Below are 22,079 nucleotides of genomic sequence, written 5' to 3' on the forward strand. Positions count from 1 at the left end.
AGGGATCACGATGAATCTGAATTTCAAGGGACGGCGCCTGAAGCCAACTGTCCTGGCCATGGTGCTCGGCGCCATGGCGGGCTCCGCATTCGCCCAGAGCACTTCTGGCGACATTGTCGGCACCGCGACATCGGCGGAAAAGGTCCAGGTCAAGAGCCTGGCTTCCGGCGCAACCCGTGAAGTAAGCGTCAGCGCCGATGGCCGCTTCCGCATTTCGCAGCTTCCCACCGGCACCTACGAGGTCACCACGGTCAGCGGCGGCAGCGCGACCGCCACCACGCGCGTCAACGTGGTGGCCGGCCAGCAGGCATTCGCCACCTTCGCCGCCGCCAGTTCGGGCGCGGCCACCTCACTGGACACGGTCAACGTGCGCGCCCTCGGTGCGGCCAACACGATCGACCTGGGCAGCGTTGAATCGCGTACCACGTTCACCGCTGACAAGCTCAATGCATTGCCCGTCGGGCGCGACGTGACCAGCGTCTCCCTGCTGACCCCCGGCACCGTGGCGTCAAGCGGCTACTTCGGCCCTGCGTCATTCGGCGGCGCTTCGGCTGCGGAAAACAGCTACTACGTCAACGGCTTCAACGTTACCAACCTCTACGACAGCCTGTCGTTCTCGGAAATCCCGTACCAGGCCATCGACCAGCTGGACGTCCAGACCGGCGGTTACGGCGCCCAGTACGGCTTCTCCACCGGCGGCGTGACCAGCGTCAACGTCAAGCGCGGCACGAACGAGTGGAAGGGCGGCTTCAGCTGGACCGGGGCACCGGACTCGCTGCGCGAAAGCGCGCCGGATACCTACTACAACGACGGGTCGATCTTCCGTTCCTATGACAAGAACAGCAGCAGTTCGAACGTGTACAGCGTCTGGGCCGGCGGCCCGCTGATCGAGGACAAGCTGTTCGTCTTCGCCATGGGCCAGTTCAGCGATTCGAAGACCACCAGCTTCAGCAACCGCGGCTCGCAGTACACCACCAATGGACGGCCGCCGTCGGCGGCAGCCCTGTCCACCACCGCCTACGACTACGAGTCCAAGACGCCCTACTGGCTGTTGAAGGTCGACTGGTACCTCAACGAGAACAATCACCTGGAGTACACCGGGTTCGACAACAGCCGGCGCTACAACTACGACTACTACAATGCGGCCTATGACGTACCCACGGCCGGCGGCGAACCGGCCAAGACCAGCTACCTGGGCGAGCTGGTCGGCAAGAGCGGCGGGCAGACGGACATCTTCAAGTGGACCAGCTACCTGACCGACAACCTGACCGGGTCGCTGCAGTACGGCCAGATGCGCAACCGCGCCTCCGAGCACACCATCAGCCCCGACGGTGTCTTCGACGCCTACAACGGTGACATCAACAGCCCGCAGGGTGCCTGCCCCTACGTCCTGGACTACCGCTCCGAAACCGGCGGCACCGGCCGCCGCATCGGCTGCGCCGTGGCCAGTACCGTGGGCATCTTCGGTGGCCGCAACGAACGCAAGGGCGCGCGCCTGGACTTCGACTGGCAGCTGGGCAACCACAAGATCGGCTTCGGCTACAGCGACGAGAAGTGGACCTCGGTCCAGGGCACGTCCTATTCCGGTGGCGCGCTGTGGTACCTGGAGGACGACTACGCCAACCTGGTCAACTTCCGCAACGGCGGCTCCATCGAGATCAAGCAGAAGTCCTGGTACCTGCAGGACAACTGGCAGATCACCGACAACTTCATGCTGTACGCCGGCGTCCGCAACGACTCGTTCAACAACAAGAACTCCGACGGCATCAGCTTCGTCAAGCAGGACAACATCTGGCAGCCGCGCCTGGGCTTCTCCTGGGACCTGCTCGGTGACGGCCGCAGCAAGCTGTTCGCGTCGGTGGGCCGTTACTCCCTGCCCATCGCGGCCAACGTCGCACTGCGTGCCGCCAGCGCGTCCTACTACCTGGACCAGTACTACACCTACGACGGCATTGGCGCCAACGGCGCTCCCAACATCACCGGCCGCTATGAAGACGGCGCCTACGATTCGGTCATCAACGGCGAAGGCGGCACCACCCCCGATCCGCGCGCCGTGGCCTCGAAGGGCCTGAAGCCGTACACCCAGGACGAAGTCATCCTCGGTTACCAGCAGCAGATCAGCTCGTCGGTCGATTTCTTCAACGACTGGACCCTGGGCATCAAGGCCACCTACCGCCGCATCAACAAGGCCATCGATGACACCTGCGACTCGCGCTCGCTGTACAACGCCGCGGTGGCCGCAGGCTATGACCTGTCCAACTGGTCCGACCCCTGGACCGTGCCGGAAGGCCTGCCGGGCTGCTGGATCTACAACCCGGGCAGCGACCTGAAGGTCACCCTGGATGTCGACGGCAATGGCACGACCGAGGAAATCACCGTCCCCGGCGCCACGCTCGGCCCGAAGGCCAAGCGTTCCTACAAGGCCGTCACCCTCAGCGCCGACAAGCAGACCGAACGCTGGTATGCCAGCCTGTCCTACACCTGGTCGAAGCTGGAAGGCAATTACGAGGGCCTGGTGAAGAGCACCAACGGCCAGGACGACACCGGCACCACGTCGGACTTCGACTTCGCCGAGATCATGTACGGCGCCGACGGCTACCTGTTCAATGACCATCGCCACAGCTTCAAGCTGTATGGCGGCTTCAAGTTCACCGATGAGTGGTCGGTCGGCGTGAACCTGCTGGCACAGTCGGGCGCCCCCAAGAGCTGCCTGGGCGGCGGCTGGGGCAGCTTCGGCACCGAATACGGCTACACGGGCGTGTTCCACAGCTGCGAACTGGAAGCCGATGGCGTCACCAGCGCCGATGACATCGCCAAGGTCGGCAGCGCTGGCCGGACGCCGTGGCAGTTCACCGTCAGCCCGAGCATCACCTACACCCCGAAGTGGATGGAAGGCCTGAGCGTGCAGGTATCGGTGCTCAACGCCTTCAACAACATCAAGCCGGTGCAGGTGTACGAGTCCAAGTACGGCCGCCCCAGCGGGGCCCAGACCATCCGCACCTTCTACAACTACAACACGCCCAAGTACTTCAACGATCCGCGCTACGTGCGCTTCCAGGTGCAGTACGACTGGTAATCCATTCTCTCCAGGAACATCCGCAGATTACCGCCGGCCTCGCGCCGGCGGTCTTTTTTCCGGCGACTTTCAGAGCAGCGAGGACAGGATCGGAATCGATGCGCGAGGGCGCTGGCCCAAAGCGTCCAGCAGCTGCTGCGCGGCGTGGCGGTACGCCTGGGCCGCAACCGAATCGGGCTGCGCCGCCGTGATCGGGGTCCCGGCGTCGCCCTGTTCACGGATGCCGATCTGCAGCGGCAGCGACCCCAGCAGCGGAACGCCGTACTGGGCCGCCATGCGCTCCCCACCACCTTCGCCGAACAGGTGCTCGACATGGCCGCAGCTGCTGCAGGTATGCACCGCCATGTTTTCCACGATGCCCAGCACCGGCACCTCCACCTTCTCGAACATCTTCAACGCCTTCTTCGCATCCAGCGTGGCGATGTCCTGCGGCGTGGTGACGATCACCGCGCCGGCCAGCGGAATCTTCTGGGTCAGGGTCAGCTGGATGTCGCCGGTACCCGGCGGCAGGTCGATCAGCAGCACGTCCAGGTCATCCCACAGCGTGTCGTTGAACAACTGCGTCATCGCCGAGGTCGCCATCGGCCCGCGCCAGATCATCGGCGTTTCGTCTTCGATCAGGTAGCCGATGGACATGGTGTCCACGCCGAACGCGCGCAGCGGCTCGATGCTCTTGTTGTCCGGGCTTTCCGGGCGGCCGGACAGGCCCAGCATCGCCGGCACGCTCGGGCCGTAGATGTCGGCATCGAGCACGCCCACGCGTGCGCCCAGCTGTTGCAGCGCCACGGCCAGATTCACCGAGGTGGTGGATTTGCCCACCCCGCCCTTGCCGGACCCGACGGCCACCACGTTGCGGATGCGCGCATGCGGGCTGAGCCCCTTCTGCACCTGGCTGGCGTGCGGGCGGCGGCTGGAACTGTTCACTGCATGACTCCGGAGGAAACAAACGGGGGAAGAGAACAGAGCATCATACAACCTGCACGCGGGCTGACTGAAATTCGGGTTCGTCAGGATTCCGCGCATTTTTCGTTAAGACCATGTTACGGTCGAGACGCACTGTATCGATCGTAAACGACCTGTTTGCATTGCATGGCCGGATGGCGCAGTGCCGCTTCTGCTTTTGCCTTATTCATGGAACATCAATGAAAGACCATCGCACCACCGCACGTCGCAACACCCTCGCTGTCGCCCTGTTCTCCGCCCTGGTTGCCGCCACGCCGGCAATGGCACAGGACAAGGCCACCAACCTGGACAAGGTCACCGTCACCGGGTCGCTGATTCCGCAGACCCAGATCGAGAACCAGACCCCGGTCATGACGATCTCCGCCGAGGCCATCCAGGCCCGCGGTTTCAACAGCGTCGCTGAAGTCCTGCAGCAGTCCTCGCTGACCACCGGCGGCATCCAGGGTGGCCAGACCTCGGCCTCCTTCACCCAGGGCGCCGAAGCGGCCGGCATGTTCGGCCTCAACCCGGGCTACACCAAGTACCTGATCAACGGCCGCCCGATGATGTCCTATCCGGCGCTGTACAACGGTGGTGACGCCTTCAACAACATCAGCGGCATTCCGATCGACATCGTCGAGCGCATCGAAGTGCTGCCCGGCGGCCAGTCCTCGCTGTATGGCTCCGATGCCATCGCCGGCGTGGTCAACATCATCCTGAAGGAACGCATGGACGGCGGCAGCCTGACCGTGCGTGGCGGCGCGTACACCGAAGGTGGCGGCAGCAACGTGCGCATCAGCGCCGCCAAGGGCTTCACCGCCCTGGACGACCGTTTCAGCGCGCTGGTCAACGTGCAGCTGGAAACCAGCAACCCGATCTGGGGCTACCAGCGCGACCTGACCCGCCAGAACAACCCGCACGGCTACACCGCGCAGCTGCCGGCCAATGATTTCGCCGTCATCGATGCCGCCGACAACTCGCTGCACGTGATGGACCCGAGCCGCTGCGCCAACGTGGCCGGCCAGTTCGGCGGCACCACCGTGCTGGCCAACCGCCCGACCGGGCAGTCGTGCGGCTCGGTCTACGGCGCCGGCTACAAGACCCTGAAGAACGGCAAGGACAGCGGCCAGTTCTACACGTCGATGACCTTCGACGCGACCGACAACCTGCAGCTGTTCGCCGACGTGCTGTACAGCAAGGAAAAGACCGAGTACACGTCCGGCTCGAACTACCTGTGGTGGGGCACCAAGAGCACCATGGGCGGCTTCTACGACCAGGGCTCGCAGAAGGTCGTCAACCTGCAGCGCGCGTTCGCGCCGGAAGACATCGGCGGCGAAGGCTACAAGGGCATCCTGAACAACGACAAGAGCCGTGCCTACCAGGTCACCCTGGGTGGCAAGGGCGCGATCGGCAGCTGGGATTACAGCCTGAGCTTCACCCGTGGCGAATACCGCCTGGATGAAAGCAAGTTCCAGCGCTTCAACGACGAGATCAACGCCTACTTCGCCGACAAGGTGCTGGGCGCGCGCCTGGGCACCTATACCGATGCCAAGGGCGGCACGTTCGGCATCTACAACCCGAACTGGGCAGCGTTCTATTCGCCGATCGCACCGGAAGACTTCGCGGGCTTCACCGGCTACACCACCAACCATGCCCGCACCTGGCAGAACCTGGCGCGCGCGCAGATCACCAACGGCTCGCTGTTCGCGCTGCCGGGCGGCGATGCCGGCCTGGCCGTGGTCGTGGAAGGCGGCAGCGAAGGCTGGGACTACAGCCCTGACCAGCGCCTGCTGGACGGTGGCGTGTGGGGCTCGTCGGCCGTGGCCGGCAACGGCCACCGCAGCAACTACGCTGTGACCAGCGAACTGCGCATGCCGCTGCTGGAGTCGCTGACGGTGACCGCTTCGGGCCGCTACGACGCGTTCAAGATCGCCGACAAGACCGTGGACAAGTCCACCTACAGCCTGGGCATCGAGTACCGTCCGCTGGAAAGCGTGCTGCTGCGCGGCAAGTACGGCACCGCGTTCCGTGCCCCGACCCTGCCTGATGCCTTCCAGGGCCGCAGCGGCTACTACGCCGCCAATTCGACCGACTACTACCGTTGCGGCCAGATGGGCTTCACCCCGGGCAACACCGACGCCTGCCGCTTCGGCAACAACGTCTCGGCCTATTCCGAGCGTGCCGGCAACCCGGACCTGCAGCCGATCACCGCCGACGTCTGGAATGCCGGCATCGTCTGGGCGCCGATGGCAACCCTGTCGGTCTCGGCCGACTACTACAACTGGAAGATCAAGAACGAAGTCGGCACCGCCAGCACCGACCAGCTGCTGCTGGCCGAGTACTACTGCCGCAACGGCCTGCCCAACGGCGCATCGGCCACCTGCCAGAACGTGGCGGACTGGGTCGTGCGTGACAACGCCGGCAACCTGCAGTCGCTCTACACGCCGAAGATGAACGTGGCGCGCCAGAACCTGCAGGCCGTGACCGTCGGCTTCAAGTACCTGCAGGACATCGGCCGCTTCGGCTCGCTGCAGTTCTCGGGCAACTACACCAACATGCTCAAGCGTGAAGTGCAGGCGCAGCCGGGTGAACTGTTCCAGGACCTGCTGGGCAACCCGGTGGCGATGTGGAACTACGACAGCTACGCCAAGGTGCGTTCGGACATGGCCGTGGGCTGGGCCCTGGGCAAGTTCACCACCACGGTGTACGCCAACTACATCGGCCATACCCCGGACTACCTGGCCGGCCTGAACGGCTATGGCTACGTGCACAAGGCATCGGGCAGGACCGCCGGCAAGTGGGGCTCCTACACCACGTACAACCTGAGCGTGAACTACCGCGCCCAGGATGACCTGACCTTCTCGCTGATGGTCAACAACGTGTTCAACAAGATGCCCGACAACCAGGCGCACAGCTACCTGGGCACCTCGGGTACGCCGTTCAACAACTACCTGTACAACGTCTATGGCCGTGCCATCTACGTGCAGGCCAAGTACGACTTCGGCAAGTAATCGCCGGCGCAGGTCCGCATGACCTGGAAAGCCCCGCACCAGCGGGGCTTTTTTTTTGCTTTTCACGCCGTCATTGCATCGATTAATCCCTGGTAAATGAATATCCCCACATCCGGCACGCGCGGCCCGTATTAATACGCCCAAGCAGTTGATTCGCCTGTGATTCACCGCAGGAAAATCACTTCGCTGAACTGCACATGAGGCGCACAGTTACCACGTTAAGCACGTGTTAGGTTCGTATCGACCTGCTGCAACGCGCAGGTTGAGTCGAACGTGCCCCCGGGAACTGGGGGATGGTCCAGATCACGAAAAGGAATCACTGTGATGCCTCGCCAACGCCGTACGCTTGTTTCCGCTCCGCTCGCATTCGCCATTGCCGCCAGCCTGTGCGCCGCCCCGGCGCTGGCCCAGGAGGCCGACAAGGACAGCAGGGCCACCAACCTGGACCGTGTCACGGTCACCGGCTCGCTGATCCCGCAGACCCAGATCGAAAACCAGACACCGGTACTGACCATCAGCGCCGAGGCCATCCAGGCCCGCGGTTTCTCCAGCGTGGCCGAAGTGCTGCAGCAGTCCTCGCTGACCACCGGCGGCCTGCAGGGCGGCCAGACCTCGGCCTCTTTCACCCAGGGTGCCGAAGCGGCCGGCATGTTCGGCCTCAACCCGGGCTACACCAAGTACCTGATCAACGGCCGCCCGATGCTGTCCTACCCGGCCCTGTACAACGGCAGCGATGCGTTCAACAACATCAGCGGCATCCCCATCGACATCGTCGAGCGCATCGAAGTGCTGCCCGGCGGCCAGTCCTCGCTGTACGGTTCGGACGCCATCGCCGGCGTGGTCAACATCATCCTCAAGGAGCGCATGGACGGCGGCACGCTGAACGTGCGCGGAGGGACGTATTCCGATGGCGGCGGCAACAGCTTCCGTTTCAGTGCGGCCAACGGCTTCAACAGCGCCGATGACCGCTTCCGCGCACTGGTCAACGTGCAGTACGAGAAGACCAACCCGATCTGGGGCTACCAGCGCGAGCTGACCCGCCAGAACAATACGCGCGGCTACACCCGCCAGCTGCCGTCCAACGATTTCCTGGTGTTCGACGCCGACACCAACGACTTCCTGATGATGGACCCGACCAACTGCGCCAGCGTCGCCGGCCAGTTCGGCGGCACCACCCGCCTGGGCCAGCGCACGGCGGGCCAGTCGTGCGGTTCGCCGTTCGGCGCCGGCTACCGGACCATCAAGAACGGCAAGGAAAGCAGCCAGTTCTATTCGGCGCTGACCTACGATGTGAACGACAACGTCCAGCTGTTCGCCGATGCGCTCTACAGCTACGAGTCGGTCACCTACAACACCGGCGCCGGCTACAACTTCTGGGGCACCGATATCAGCATGGGCCCGTTCTTCGACCAGTCCAGCGGGCGCTACCTCGGGCTGCAGCGCGTGTTCTCCCCCGAGGACATCGGCGGTGCCGGTTACCGGGAAATCATGAACACCGACCGCAGCAGGTCCTACCAGCTCACACTGGGCGCCCGCGGCTCGTTCGGCGGCAGCTGGGACTACGAGGCCAGCGTCACCCGCGGCGAGTACAAGCTCAACGAACGCGGCTATGCGCGCTGGAACGATCCCATCAATGCCTGGTTCGCCGACAACGTGCTGGGCCCGGTGCTGGGCCAGACCGACGATGGCTACAACATCTACAACCCGAACTGGAGCGCGTTCTATTCCAAGCTGCCCGCCGGCGCGTTCCAGAGCTTCACCGGTTTCACCAACAGCCACAGCCGGACCTGGCAGACCCAGACCCGCGCCCAGATCACCAACAGTTCCCTGTTCGCGCTGCCCGGCGGCGATGCCGGCTTCGCCGCCGTCGTGGAAGGCGGCAGCGAGGGCTGGAACTACACCCCGGACGAGCGGCTGACCGATGGCACCGTGTTCGGCACCACCGCCGTGGCCGGCAATGGCCACCGCAGCAACTACGCGGTGACCAGCGAGCTGCGCCTGCCCCTGCACGACATGCTGACGGTGACCGCCTCCGGGCGCTACGACGCGTTCAAGATCGCCGGGCATACCGTGGACAAGCCGACCTACAGCATCGGCATCGAGTTCCGCCCGTTCGAGAGCCTGCTGTTCCGTGGCAAGTACGGCACCGCCTTCCGCGCACCATCGCTGCCCGACGCCTTCCAGGGCAGGAGCGGCTACTACGCCAATTCGGCCAAGGACTACTACCGCTGCGGCCAGCTCGGCTTTGCCCCCTCCAATACCGTGGACTGCCGCTATGGCAGCGTCTCGGTCTTCGGCACGCAGTCGGGCAACCCGGACCTGAAGCCGATCACCGCCGATGTCTGGAACGCCGGCCTGGTCTGGGCGCCGATGAGCAACCTGTCGGTGTCGCTGGACTACTACAACTGGAAGATCAAGAACGAGGTCAACACGCTCAGCTCGGACCAGCTGCTGCTGGCCGAATACTACTGCCGCAATGGACTGACCAATACGGCCGGCGCGACCTGCGCGGAAGTGGCCGAATGGATCACCCGTGACGCCAGCGGTGCGCTGGAGGAGATCTATACGCCGAAGCTGAACGTGGCGCGCCAGAACCTGCAGGCGGTCACCGCCAGCTTCAAGTATGTGCAGGATATCGGCCGCTTCGGTTCGCTGCAGTTCGCCAGCAACTACACCAACATGCTCAAGCGTGAACTGCAGCCGCAGATCGGCGACCCGTTCCTGGACCTGCTGGGCGACCCGTATGCGATGTGGACCTACGATTCGTTCGCCAAGGTGCGCGCCGATGGCTCGGTCGGCTGGGCGCTGGACAAGTGGACCACCACGCTCTACTTCAACTACATCGGCCGTACGCCGAACTACCTGGCCAACCTGGGCCGCGGCTACGACTATGTCGATCCGACCTCCGGCTACAAGGCCGGCAAGTGGGGCTCCTACACGACCTACAACCTGAGCGTGAACTACCGGGCGATGGACAACCTGACCTTCTCGCTGATGGTCAACAACCTGTTCAACAAGGTGCCGGACAACCAGCAGCATTCCTTCGCCGGCAACATCGACGCGCCGTACAACGACAACCTGTACAACGCCTACGGGCGCGCCATCTATGTGCAGGCCCAGTACGACTTCGGCAGGAAATAGGCACACGCCTGCGCCGCAGGAAAGGCCCCGCTCCGGCGGGGCTTTTTTTTTTTGCGCCGGGCAGGTGCCACCGACCGCCTGCTCCCGGGAGTGCCAGCGGTCGTGGCGCGCATTCAGCGTGCCAGTACTCCCCCTGTACCACGCCCCGACACTGAACCCCGCCCGACCGTGCTGCAGGGGCGGACAGTGCGACACAGACGGGGATATGGCGAAAAAGATTTCACTTGAAACCAACAATTTCCATTCTAATTCAATGCCTTGCATGCAAGCCGTTGGCAAAAACGGCACTTTGCGTATCGCGTCTTTATGACCTGGTGATGAATAGTTGACAGCGCAAGTTAAGCCTGTGTTAACCTCAAGTCATCAGCTCGTGAAGCTGCTGATACAGGGGGCATCGAGATGCCAAATCCTGATTCGAAGGCACACGGAGACGCCTGTTTTCACAAGTCGCCGGTGTTTGACGCAATCGTTTGATTCAAGGGGATCCACAAATGATCAATCGCAAGACGCTCAGCCGTCACCCGCTGAGCTACGCGCTGGCCACGGCCGTGCTGTTCTCCGTAACCGCACCGGCCTTTGCCCAGGATGCCGAAAAGGCAGACAAGGAAGAGATCGCCAGCACCAAGGCGAGTGGCTCCAGGGCCACCAACCTCGACACCGTGACGGTCACCGGCTCGCGCATCAGCCGCGACGTGTTCAACTCGGTTTCGCCCGTCCAGGTCATCACCCGCGAAGAAACCACCCTGGCAGGCTTCGCCTCCACCGCCGGCGCCCTGCAGAGCAACAGCGTCACCGGCGGTGCCGCCCAGATCAACAACTCCTTCGGTGGCTACGTCACCAACGGTGGCCCCGGTGCCAACACGCTTTCGCTGCGTGGCCTGGGCCCCAGCCGTACCCTGATCCTGCTCAACGGCCGCCGCATCGCGCCGGCAGGTTCGCGTGGCTCGGTCGGCTCGGCTGACCTGAACGTGCTGCCGAATGCCATGATCGACCGCGTCGAAATCCTGAAGGATGGCGCCTCCTCGATCTACGGCTCCGACGCGGTCGCCGGCGTGGTCAACCTGATCACCAAGAAGACCGTGGACGGCATCAGCGTCGAAGCACAGCACAACGCCACCGAACACGGCGGCGGTGACGAGCGCCGCTACTCCATCACCTTCGGCAAGACCGGCGAGCGTTCGCACTTCTCCGGTTCGTACGAACAGTACATCCGCAACGAAGTCACCGTCGGCGACCGCGGCTGGGCCAGCTGCCCGACCGACAACCTGCGCGACCTGTCGGTCGGCAACTACTTCGGCAGCGGCGACTACATCGACCCGATGACCGGCAAGTCCAAGTGCTTCACCCTGGATTCGGGCGGCGTCACCATCAACACCCTGGGTACCGCCCGTTTCGGCGGCCTGGACCGCTGGCGTCCGAATTCGGCCGTCACCGGCGGCCCGCTGCCGGGCTACGAGCCGGTCAGCTACTACAGCCGTGACACCTTCAGCCCGGGTCACCTCAAGGAATCGCTGATCTCCCCGGCCACCACCAAGACCCTGTACTTCCAGGGCGGCGTGGATACCGGCGTGATGGGCAACGCCGAGTTCTACTACGAGTTCCTGGGCAACCGCCGCGAGTCCTCGCAGACCGGCTTCCGCCAGCTCTCCTATGACTACTCGGTCGGCAACCCGCTGCTGGGTGGCCTGGTCAACCTGCCCGCCTTCGCCCTGCCGAGCGAAACCTCCAACGGCAAGAATGTCGCCGCCCGTACCTTCATCGGTTTCGGCAACGACAAGAGCGAGCAGAAGGTCGACTTCTGGCGTGCAACCGCCGGCCTGCGCGGCCAGCTGACCTCGGAGTGGAACTACGACACCATGGTCAGCTTCGCTGACTCCAAGTCGGACTACACCTTCGATTCGTTCCTGACCGACCGCCTGGCGCAGAGCCTGGACGTGGTTTCCGACGGTGCCGGTGGCTTCCGCTGCCGCGTGCAGACCAATGGCTGCGTGGCCGCACCGATGCTCAACAGCCAGACCCTGGCCGGTGTGCTGCCGCAGAACTGGAAGGACTTCGTGTACAAGCCGGTCACCGGCCGCACCAAGTACCAGGAATCGACCTTCAACTTCAACGTCAACGGCCCGCTGTTCGACCTGCCGGGCGGCACCGCTGCCGTCGCCGCCGGTGTCGAATACCGTCGTTCGAAGATCGACGACACCCCCTCGGCCGATTCGATGGCCCGCAACCTGTACAACCTGACCAGCTCCGACCCGACCCGCGGTACGGACTCGGTGTGGGAAGCCTACGGCGAACTGGAACTGCCGGTGCTGTCCGGCGTCACCGGTGCCGAGGAACTGACCTTCAATGCGTCGGCCCGCTTCACCGATTACAAGTCCTACGGTTCGGACACCACCTGGAAGCTGGGTGGCCTGTGGACCCCGGTCAAGTGGCTGTCGCTGCGCGCGTCGTACGGCACCTCCTACCGCGCCCCGGCACTGTTCGAACAGTTCCTCGGCGCCACCAGCGGCTTCCTGGCCGCCGGCCAGGATCCGTGCAACAACTATGGCAGCCGCAGCCCCACCAGCACCCGTTACATCAACTGCGCCTCGCAGGGCCTGCCGACCAACTTCACCCAGACCAACTCGGTCCGCGTGGACCAGATCGGTGGCGGCCTGGTGGACAACGCACTGCGTGCGGAAACCTCGGACGCACTGACCGTCGGCCTGGTCCTGCAGCCGGAATTCCCGGCGTCCATCGGCGACCTGTCCTTCGCGGTTGACTACTTCGACATCGAAGTGACCGACGGCGTGTCGCGCATGGGTGGCAGCTACATCCTGAGCCAGTGCTACAACGGCACCGTCTCGGACTTCAACAACAACGTCGGCGTCTGCCGCCTGATCACCCGCAACCCGAACAACTCGCTGCGCGTGCAGGACGGCTACACCAACCTGGGTACGGAAAAGGTCCGTGGCCTGGACTTCACCACCCGCTACGTGCGTGATATCGGCCCGGGTGAATTCCGTGCGACCGCCACGGTCTCCAACTTCCTGGAACAGTCCAGCAAGGTCTTCTCCAGCGACCCGCTGGTGGACTACAACGGGCAGCTGAACCGTCCGAAGATGACCGGCTCGCTGGACCTGTCCTACAAGTTCAACAGCTGGCAGGTCCGCTACGGCCTGGAGTGGGTGGACAACATGTCCAGCTACGGCCGCTACGATGAAGATCCGGCGACCTCCGAGTTCAAGCTGTCGGTGCCGAACTACATCATCTCCAGCGCGTCGGTCCGCTACATCGGTGACAAGTGGTCCGCCACCGGTGGCGTGCGCAACCTGGGTGACAAGGAACCGCCGACCATCTCGCCGGCGCACGGTGGCTACAACACCGTCGGCAACGCTCCGCTGTACAGTGGCTATGACTACTTCGGCCGCACGTACTTCGTGAACGTCACCCGTTCGTTCTGATGCTCCATCGCGCCACTGCCCTCCGGGGCAGTGGCTGCCCTTCTGGGGGCCGTGGCCATGGCCACGGCCTTTTTTCTTTCTGCAAGGACCCGGTGAGAAACCCCGCATGAAGCATCTCCTGCTCCTGGCCGCGCTGGCCGTGGCGGCCCCCCTGCCGCTGGCCGCCAAGCCGAAAACGCCCAGCATCGAACAGCTGGCCGCCTTCCCTGCCATTTCAAGCCTGTCGCTGTCCCCTGACGGCAAGCAGATCGCGGGCCTGCAGGCCCGTGGCGAAGACCGCGTCATCCTGGTCTGGAAGACCGAGGCCCTCGACGCACCGCCCACCGTCATCGGCACCGGCCGCATGAAGTTCCAGAGCATGGGCTTCATCAAGAACGGCCTGCTCGCCGTCACCCTCTGGCAGCCCTATGACCTGCGCACCGACCGGGTCAACAAGACGTTCATCAGCAAGTTCTTCATCACCGATACCGAAGGCAAGCAGTGGAAGGAGCCCATCACGCCCCCGCGCGCGGGCAGCCGCAACGAAGAACTGGAACAGGCACTGTCCAATGCCACCGTGCTGGACGTGCTGCCCAACGACCCGGACCACATCCTGGTGATCAGCGGCTCGGGCAGCAATTCCGGTGATGTGTACAAGGTGAACCTGCGCAGCTTTTCGTCCCAGCGCATCCAGAAGACCGAAGAACGCGTGGCCGGTTATGTGACCGACCTGAACAGCGAGCTGCGTGCCCGCCTGCGGCAGGACATCGATGGTACCGGCGCCTACGTGGCCACCGAATTCCGCAACCCCGCCACCAACAGCTGGGAAGAGCATTTCCGCTCGCACGTGAAGGACCGCGACATCACCCAGGTGGTCGGGTTCGCCGACGACCCGAACATCGCCTTCATCCAGAGCAACGTGGGGCGCGACAAGACGGTGATCTACGAGTACGACATCGGCGCGCGCAAGCAGAAGGAGGTCCTGTTCGAGCACAAGTTCTTCAATGCCGGCTCGGTGCACGTCAACCGCTACCGCAACGTGCCCGGCGTGCCTTTCGGCGCCGTGCTCGGCATCGGTTACAGCGGCCCGCGCGGCAACGAAACGCAGTGGACCGATCCCTCCTTCAAGAGTCTGGAACAGGGCGTCCGCCAGGCGCTGGACATCCAGGCCAGCAGCGTCACCCTGGTCGATCCGGCCGGTGGGCACAGCGCCAGTACCCAGATCGACAACGGCCGCTCACTCCGCGTCCTGGATTACAGCGCGGACCTGAAGACGTTCCTGCTGGTCACCTCCGGCCCGGCCAACCCGCCCGAGTACCACCTGCTCCACAACGGCAAGCTGACCCTGCTGGCCAAGAGCTACCCGGATATCGATCCGGCCGCCCTCGGCGACACCCGCCTGGTGTATTACAAGGCGCGCGATGGGCTGGACATTCCGGCCTTCCTGACCACGCCCAGCACCGAACTGTGCGGCGCGGGCCCGTGGAAGGCGGTCGTGCATCCGCACGGCGGGCCCTGGGCACGCGATGGCATGGATTTCGACGGCTCGATGTGGGTGCCGCTGATGGTCTCGCGCTGCATGGCGGTCCTGCGCCCGCAGTTCCGTGGCTCGGCCGACTGGAGCCGCCGCCTGTGGATGGCCGGTGATGCCGAATGGGGCCAGAAGATGCAGGACGACAAGGATGACGGCGCCAAGTGGATGATCGAGCAGAAGATCGCCCAGCCCGGCCACATCGCCATGTTCGGCTTCTCTTACGGCGGCTATTCGGCCTTCGCCGCGTCGGTGCGCCCCAATGGCCTGTACAAGTGCGCCATCGCCGGCGCGGGCGTGTCGGACATCAAGAGGATCTGGTCGCGTTTCTATACCAACCCCTTCTTCCGCCAGGCGCAGGCACCGACCGTGGCCGGCCTGAATCCGCTGGACAAGGCGGGTGAAATGAAGATCCCGCTGATGGTCTACCACGGCGACCGCGACCGTACCGTGCCGATCGAGCAGTCCGAATGGTTCGTCTCCAAGGCGAAGAATTCCGGCCAGCCGGTCGAGTTCCATGCCATTGCCGACTATGCGCACGGGCCGGCCTGGACGCGCAAGATCATGGCCGACCAACTGCGGCTGATCGATGACTACCTCGGCAAGGGCTGCGGCGGCGGCGGCCTCTGAGCCAACCTGCGTTCCCCCGGCAAGGGCGCCGCATCAGGCGCCCTTGCCCATCATGGCCCCTTGCGTCCGCCCATGACCTTCGACACCCTTGCAGGTCAGGCCGGCGGCGTATCGTTCGGCCAAGGTCCCCGTGCGGGGCCATTTCCGATGCATCCCAGGCCTGGAGGCCCACCAACGTGATCCGCAATCCCAAGATCGTCCTGCTGACCCTGGCCGTTTCGGCTGCCCTGGTCGGCTGCGGCAAGACCGAAACCCCGGCCACGGAAGGCGCCGCCTCCGCTCCGGCCGCCACCCCCACCCCGACCAGCTACAGCCTGGATGACACCAAGCTGCCGGCCTACAACGCCTTCCAGGCCGGTGACCTGGACGCCAGCAAGGACGCCTGCACCGCGTTCGGCGACTACGTCAACGGCAAGTGGCTGGCCGCCAATGAAATCCCGGGCGACCGCACCAGCTGGGGTGCCTTCACCATCCTGGACGAGCGTTCTGTTGCCGTGCAACATCAGCTCGCCGAGCAGGTCGCCAAGGTCGAAAAGCCCGACCACATCGAAAAGATCGTGGGTGACCTGTGGGCCACCGGCATGGACGAAGCCAAGATCAATGCCCAGGGCATCGAGCCGCTGAAGGCCGATCTGGCGGCCATCGATGGCCTGAAGGACACCGCCGGCATCGCCAACTACCTGCGCAGCAGCGCGGCCAAGGGTGAAAACCCGCTGTTCGGCTTCGGTGCCGAGGCCGACTTCAAGAACTCGGCCGTGAACCTGGCCTACGCCAGCCAGGGTGGCCTGGGCCTGCCCGACACCACCTATTACACCGACGCCAAGAACGCCGACAAGCTCAAGGCCTACCAGGCCCACGTGGCCAAGGTGCTGGAACTGTCCGGCGTCGCTGCCGCCGATGCGGCCAAGCAGGCCGAGGACGTGGTCAAGTTCGAAACCCGCCTGGCCAAGGCCTCCAAGTCGCGCGTGGAGCTGTCGCGTGACGTGGCCCTGTTCTACAACCCGGTGACCCTGGCCGACGCCGACAAGCTGACCCCGAACTTCAGCTGGACCGAGTTCTTCAAGGCCCAGGGCGTTGCCGCGCCGGAGAAGTTCTCGCTGGCCATGCCGGCCTTCCACCAGGAAGTGAGCAAGGCACTGGCCGACACCGACCCGTCGGTGTGGCGCGCCTACCTGCGCTTCCACACCGTGGACAGCGCCTCGCCGTACCTGAGCGATGCCTTCGTCGATGAGAACTATGCCTTCTACGGCAAGACCCTCAATGGCCAGAAGGAACAGAAGCCGCGCTGGAAGCGCGTGCTGGGCACCATCGAAAGCGACGCCGGCGAAGCCTTCGGCCAGCTGTACGTGAAGGTCGCCTTCTCGCCGGAAGCCAAGGAAAAGATGGAGCAGCTGGTGAAGAACCTGGCCGCTTCGCTGAAGGAACGCATCCAGGGCCTGACCTGGATGAGCGATGAAACCAAGGCCAAGGCCATCGCCAAGTGGGAAACCTTCACCCCGAAGATCGGCTACCCGGACAAGTGGCGTGACTGGTCGGGCCTGCAGACCCAGCGCGACAGCTACCTGGACAACGTGCGCGCCGCCAACGCGTTCAACTACAAGTTCAACCTGGCCAAGATCGGCAAGCCGGTGGACAAGACCGAGTGGGGCATGACCCCGCAGACGGTCAATGCCTACTACAACCCGCTGCAGAACGAGATCGTGTTCCCGGCCGCCATCCTGCAGCCGCCGTTCTTCGACCCGAAGGCCGACGACGCGCTGAACTACGGTGGCATCGGTGCGGTGATCGGCCATGAAATGACCCACGGTTACGATGACCAGGGCGCACGCTTCGGGCCGACCGGCAACATGGAAAACTGGTGGACCGAGGGTGACACCAAGAACTTCCAGGGCCTGACCGGCAAGCTGGTCAAGCAGTTCGACCAGTACAAGGTCGATGGTCAGGCGGTGAACGGCCACCTGACCCTGGGCGAGAACATCGCTGACCTGGGTGGCCTGGCCACCGCCTACGACGCCCTGCAGAAGGCGACCGCCGGCAAGGAAGACGCCAAGGTCGATGGTTTCACCCGCGACCAGCGCTTCTTCTTCAACTGGGCCACCGTGTGGCGCACCAAGTACACCCCGGAAAACGCCAAGGTCCGCCTGGCCACCGACCCGCACGCACCGGCGCAGTTCCGCGCCATCGGTGCCCCCTCCAACCTGCCGGCCTTTGCCGCCGCGTTCCAGTGCAAGGCCGGCGCCCCGATGGCCCGCACCGGCGAACAGCAGGTGGTGATCTGGTAAGCCCTGGCTGACGCCTGGCAGTACCTGCAAAGGCCCGGGTTTCCCGGGCCTTTGTTTTTGCGCGTGGCACGCCATGCCTGCTGTGCATGCCCCGCCCATGCCCGGCTTGCTATAGTTCGCGCGCCCTCAATCCATCCTGGATTTGCTCTACATGCCCAATTTCCGTCCGCTTGCCATCGCCCTGGGCATCAGCCTGGCGACCCTGGTCCCGACCCACGATGCGTTCGCCGCCAAGAAGAAGGCCGCCGCTGCCCCGTCCGTCAGCGCCCAGTGCAGCGACTTCTATGACGCCACCAACGCCGCCTGGCTGAAGGCCAACCCGGTCCCGCAGACCGGGGCGACCACGGCGCTGGGCCAGCTGGTGGACCGCAGCCGTGTCCAGCAGCGTGAACTGCTGGATGCCGCGATGAATGGCCCGCAGGGCAATGTGCAGAAGCTGCTGGGCGATTTCTGGGCCAGCGGCCTGGACGAGGCCGCCGTGGAAGCCGATGGCTCCAACCCGATCGCCCCGCTGCTGACGCGCATCAACGCGATCAAGAAGGCCAAGGACATCCCCGCCTCGATCGCGGCCCTGCACCAGGTCGGCATCCCGGTGGCCTTCAACTTCGGCCCGGACGTGGACCTGAAGGCCCTGGACCGCCACATCGGCTACTTCATGCAGGGCGGCATGGGCCTGCCCGACCCGGCCTTCTATACCCGCACCGACGCCGACACCGTCGCCCTGATGGGCCGCTACCGTGCCTATGTGAAGCAGATCCTGGCGCTGACCGGCACCCCGGCCGCCAAGCTCGATGCCGAAGCTGCCGCGGTGATCGCCCTGGAAACCGAACTGGCACGCAACGCGCAGTCGCTGGCCGGCATCAACAACCCGTTCAACAATTACGCCCCGATCTCCACCAAGGACCTCAACAGCCGCTACCGCAACCTGCAGCTGGATGCGTTCCTGAAGGTGCAGGGCGTCAATGACGACCTGGTCTCGCTGTCCGACCCGAACCTGTTCAAGCAGCTCGACGGCATGATCGGCAAGAACAAGCCGGACCAGTGGAAGGCCTACCTGCGCTGGCGCGTGGGCGATGCGATGGCGCCCTACCTGTCCAAGGCCTACCGCGACGCCGAATTCGAGTTCCGTGGCCGTGTGCTGCGCGGTGAAACGCTGCCGCCGGCCCGCTGGGAAGCCGTGCTGGACGCCATCAACGTGGCCGCTGGTCCGATGCTGGGCCGCGAATATGCCGCCCGCTACCTGTCCGCCGAGGACCGCCGCCAGGCCGCCTGGATCGTGGACAAGGTGCGTGAAGTACAGATCGACGCCGTGAAGAACAGCAGCTGGCTCAGCGCCGAGGCCAAGGCCGAAGCGCAGGCCAAGCTGGCGGCCCTGAAGATCGAGATCGGCACCCCGCTGCGCGATCTGGACTACACCGTGCAGCCGATGGGCCGCGGCTCGTTCGGCGGCAACATGCTGATCGCTTCGACCTGGCGCCACCGCGAGGAAATGAAGCGCATCGGCAAGGGCAACGCCGACCGCCGCTGGGATGTGCTGCCGCAGCAGCCCTCGCTGGCCTATGACCTGGCGCAGAACCGCCTGATCGTGACCGCCGCCATCCTGCAGGGCCCGGTGTTCAACGCCAAGGCCGATGCCGCCGACAAGTTCGGCAGCTTCGGCGGCCTGGTCGGCCACGAGCTGACCCGCGCCATCGATGCCAAGGGCGCGCTGGTCGATGCCAAGGGCGAACTGCGCAGCTGGTGGACGCCGGCCGACAAGACCGCCTGGACGCTGCTCGGCAGCCGCGTGGCCGCGCAGTACGGCAGCTACGATTTCCCCGGGGTGAAGGGCGCCAAGGTCAACGGTGCACTGACCCAGGAAGAGAACCTGGCCGACATCGCCGGCCTGGAACTGGCCTGGGCCGCCTACGCCGCGCAGGAGCCGAAGGCCAAGCCGGCGCAACAGCAGGGCTTCTTCCGCGCCTGGGCGGCGCTGTGGCCGCAGCAGCTGGCACCGAACGAGGCCGTGCGCCGCGTGACCGCCGACATCCGTGCACCGGGCCGCTGGCGCACCAACGGTGCGCTGTCGAACCTGCCGGCCTTCGGCGCCACCTTCAGCTGCAAGCCGGGCCAGCCGATGCAGCGCACCGACGCGGACCAGATCAAGGTCTGGCGCTGAGCGTGTTGCGCAGGTAGTACCGGAAAGGGCGCCGTCTGGCGCCCTTTTCCGTTCGGGGGGCCCATCCACGCATGGCGTGGATCTACAGGGTGCCGCAGAGGATGCGCGATCCATCCACGCATGGCGTGGATCTACGGGGTGCCGGGCGCGGGCTGCAGGGTTCCCCGGTAGTGCACGATGCGCCCGACCAGCGGGGCGCCGATCTCCACGTCGAACACGAAATGCCCGTCCTGCTCGTACTCGAAGCTGGCATCACCCGGCAGCAGTGCGCGCGGCAGCGGAATGCCCAGCAACGACCAGCGGCGCGGCACCAGTTGCAGCCGCCCGTTCTGCACCACCAGCGCCAGGGCCACGGCGACTGCGCCGAAGCGCTCGACCAGCAGGGCTTCGTTGCGCCCCTGCCCTTCGGTCTGCAGCGACGAGAAGCGCCGGCCGGCAAAGGTACGGGTCCAGCGCTCGCCACCGGCTTCGGCATCGAATGCCACGCTGACCGGTATGGCATCGCCCGCATCGGGAAAACCGAACAGCCTGCCCAGCAGGCGCGACAGCAGGCCATCGCCCCGCTCCACCCGCGCCATGCCCTGCCAGCGGCGCGGCGCCTGCGGTGCATGCAGTGCCTGCACGCTTGGCGGCAGGCGGGCATACGCGTCGCCCAGCACGCGCTGGTACAGGCTGGCACCGGCGACCGGCTGGCGAAAACCGGTATGGATCGTGCGGTCCTTGAACAGCTGATCGTAGTCCGCCAGTGCCAGCGCATGCGTGGCCGGCCGTGCACCGGTTGCCGGGCGCTCGCCGGCCAGCTGCTTGCGGATCACCGCCTCGATCGCCATCGACGGGATGTACGGGCCGTCATCGGCTTCGGCCAGCAGATGCCAGCTGCATTCCACCGGCTGCCCGTCACGTACGCCCCGCGCACGCACATACATGCCCCCCCGGTGCTCGCCGAACGTCATCAGGTTCAACACGGTGTAGAACAGCCGCGATGCGGGTTCCAGCGACGGCAGCTTCAGCCGCCAGCGCGCCTTGGCCAGCAGGTTGAGGATGCGGTGCAGGCTCTCGGGCACCGGCCCGGCGCCCATCCAGATGTCGGTCATGCCGGGGTGCTCGGGGGGCAGCACCTGCAGGTCGGGCACGTCCACCAGCGAGAAGCGCAGGTTGCGCAGTGGCAGGTGCCCCGGTACGGCGACGGTGAAACGGCGGCTTTCGGCCAGGCCGATGCCATGGCCATCACGCCCCTGCCGGCGCAGCTTCACCGGCGATCCGGCGTAGCCCACCACCGCACGCATCACGTTCAGGCCGATGCCGGCGAAGGGCGACGGCGCGATGCCACCTTCCACCTCGCGGATCTCCATGCGCGTGGCCATCTGCCGCAACACCGCCGCAGTCAGCACCGGGAAGCTGCTGACGCCCGCCAGCACGTATACGCCGGCGGCGCGCGCCTGTTCGTCGTACTGGGACACGCCGAACACGAAATCGGCGGCATCGGCGAAATCCAGATAGTCGATGCCGGCGGCGATGCACGCCTCGACCGCGCTGTAGCGGTGCGCACCGTACTCCTGGAAAGGCCCGGAGGCGTCGACCACCAGATCGGGGCGCTCGGCGTGCAGCACCGGTGCCAGCTGCTGCCGGTCAACCTGCAGCGCGCGCACCCGGGGCTGGCCGGTGTAGCCCTGGCAGAACGCCTGGGCGGCAGCCAGGTTGCGCCCGCCGATCAGCAGTTCCAGTGCCGGAAGATCCGCCAGCAGGCGGGCCAGCCGCCCACCAAATACGCCATACCCGCCCAGTACCAGGATCTTCACGCATCGTCCCTGTCGTGTCGTTGCGCCATGGTAACGCTGCGCCGACAGTTCCTGCAGCGCAGCACGATCCGGCATTAACGCCCGCCGTGC

General features: G+C 65.2%; 9 protein-coding genes. 7 read left to right on the plus strand and 2 right to left on the minus strand.

Features of this window, described 5'->3' with window-relative positions; genetic code table 11:
• Window positions 1–10 precede the first annotated feature (10 nt).
• Window positions 11–3,076 (plus strand): TonB-dependent receptor, encoded by a 3,066-nt coding sequence (locus Q9R17_RS02450; protein WP_308156872.1) that lies wholly within the window; start codon window positions 11–13, stop codon window positions 3,074–3,076.
• 69 nt (window positions 3,077–3,145) lie between these two features.
• On the opposite strand, the gene apbC is transcribed toward Q9R17_RS02450, so the two are convergent.
• Window positions 3,146–4,000 (minus strand): iron-sulfur cluster carrier protein ApbC, encoded by an 855-nt coding sequence (apbC, locus tag Q9R17_RS02455; protein ID WP_308156873.1) that lies wholly within the window; start codon window positions 3,998–4,000, stop codon window positions 3,146–3,148.
• 218 nt (window positions 4,001–4,218) lie between these two features.
• Here apbC and Q9R17_RS02460 point away from each other — a divergent pair, with 218 nt between their 5' ends.
• The 6 genes from Q9R17_RS02460 (at window position 4,219) to Q9R17_RS02485 (ending at window position 20,190) form a co-directional block, all read left to right on the plus strand.
• Window positions 4,219–7,029 carry a TonB-dependent receptor gene (locus Q9R17_RS02460; protein ID WP_308156874.1) on the plus strand — a complete coding sequence of 937 codons (2,811 nt, stop codon included), beginning with the start codon at window positions 4,219–4,221 and terminating at the stop codon, window positions 7,027–7,029.
• A 324-nt stretch (window positions 7,030–7,353) separates the two neighbouring features.
• The gene (locus Q9R17_RS02465) at window positions 7,354–10,170 is read left to right on the plus strand and encodes a TonB-dependent receptor (RefSeq protein ID WP_308156875.1); all 2,817 of its coding nucleotides are present in this window, start codon (window positions 7,354–7,356) and stop codon (window positions 10,168–10,170) included.
• 491 nt (window positions 10,171–10,661) lie between these two features.
• Entirely contained in the window at window positions 10,662–13,610 is a 2,949-nt protein-coding gene (locus tag Q9R17_RS02470) for a TonB-dependent receptor (RefSeq protein ID WP_308156876.1), read from the plus strand.
• Between the two features lie 106 nt (window positions 13,611–13,716).
• The gene (locus tag Q9R17_RS02475; protein WP_308156877.1) at window positions 13,717–15,750 is read left to right on the plus strand and encodes a prolyl oligopeptidase family serine peptidase; all 2,034 of its coding nucleotides are present in this window, start codon (window positions 13,717–13,719) and stop codon (window positions 15,748–15,750) included.
• A 176-nt stretch (window positions 15,751–15,926) separates the two neighbouring features.
• Entirely contained in the window at window positions 15,927–18,032 is a 2,106-nt protein-coding gene (locus tag Q9R17_RS02480; RefSeq protein WP_308156878.1) for a M13-type metalloendopeptidase, read from the plus strand.
• A gap of 151 nt (window positions 18,033–18,183) precedes the next feature.
• Entirely contained in the window at window positions 18,184–20,190 is a 2,007-nt protein-coding gene (locus Q9R17_RS02485; RefSeq protein WP_308156879.1) for a M13 family metallopeptidase, read from the plus strand.
• Between the two features lie 131 nt (window positions 20,191–20,321).
• Here the strand turns inward: Q9R17_RS02485 and Q9R17_RS02490 are convergent, their stop codons facing one another.
• A complete protein-coding gene (locus Q9R17_RS02490) occupies window positions 20,322–21,989 on the minus strand; it encodes an SDR family oxidoreductase (RefSeq protein ID WP_308156880.1) in 1,668 nt (555 codons plus the stop codon).
• Between the last annotated feature and the right edge of the window lie 90 nt (window positions 21,990–22,079).

The sequence above is a fragment of the Stenotrophomonas sp. 24(2023) genome (genome assembly GCF_030913365.1).
In the GTDB taxonomy this organism is placed as follows: Bacteria; Pseudomonadota; Gammaproteobacteria; order Xanthomonadales; family Xanthomonadaceae; genus Stenotrophomonas.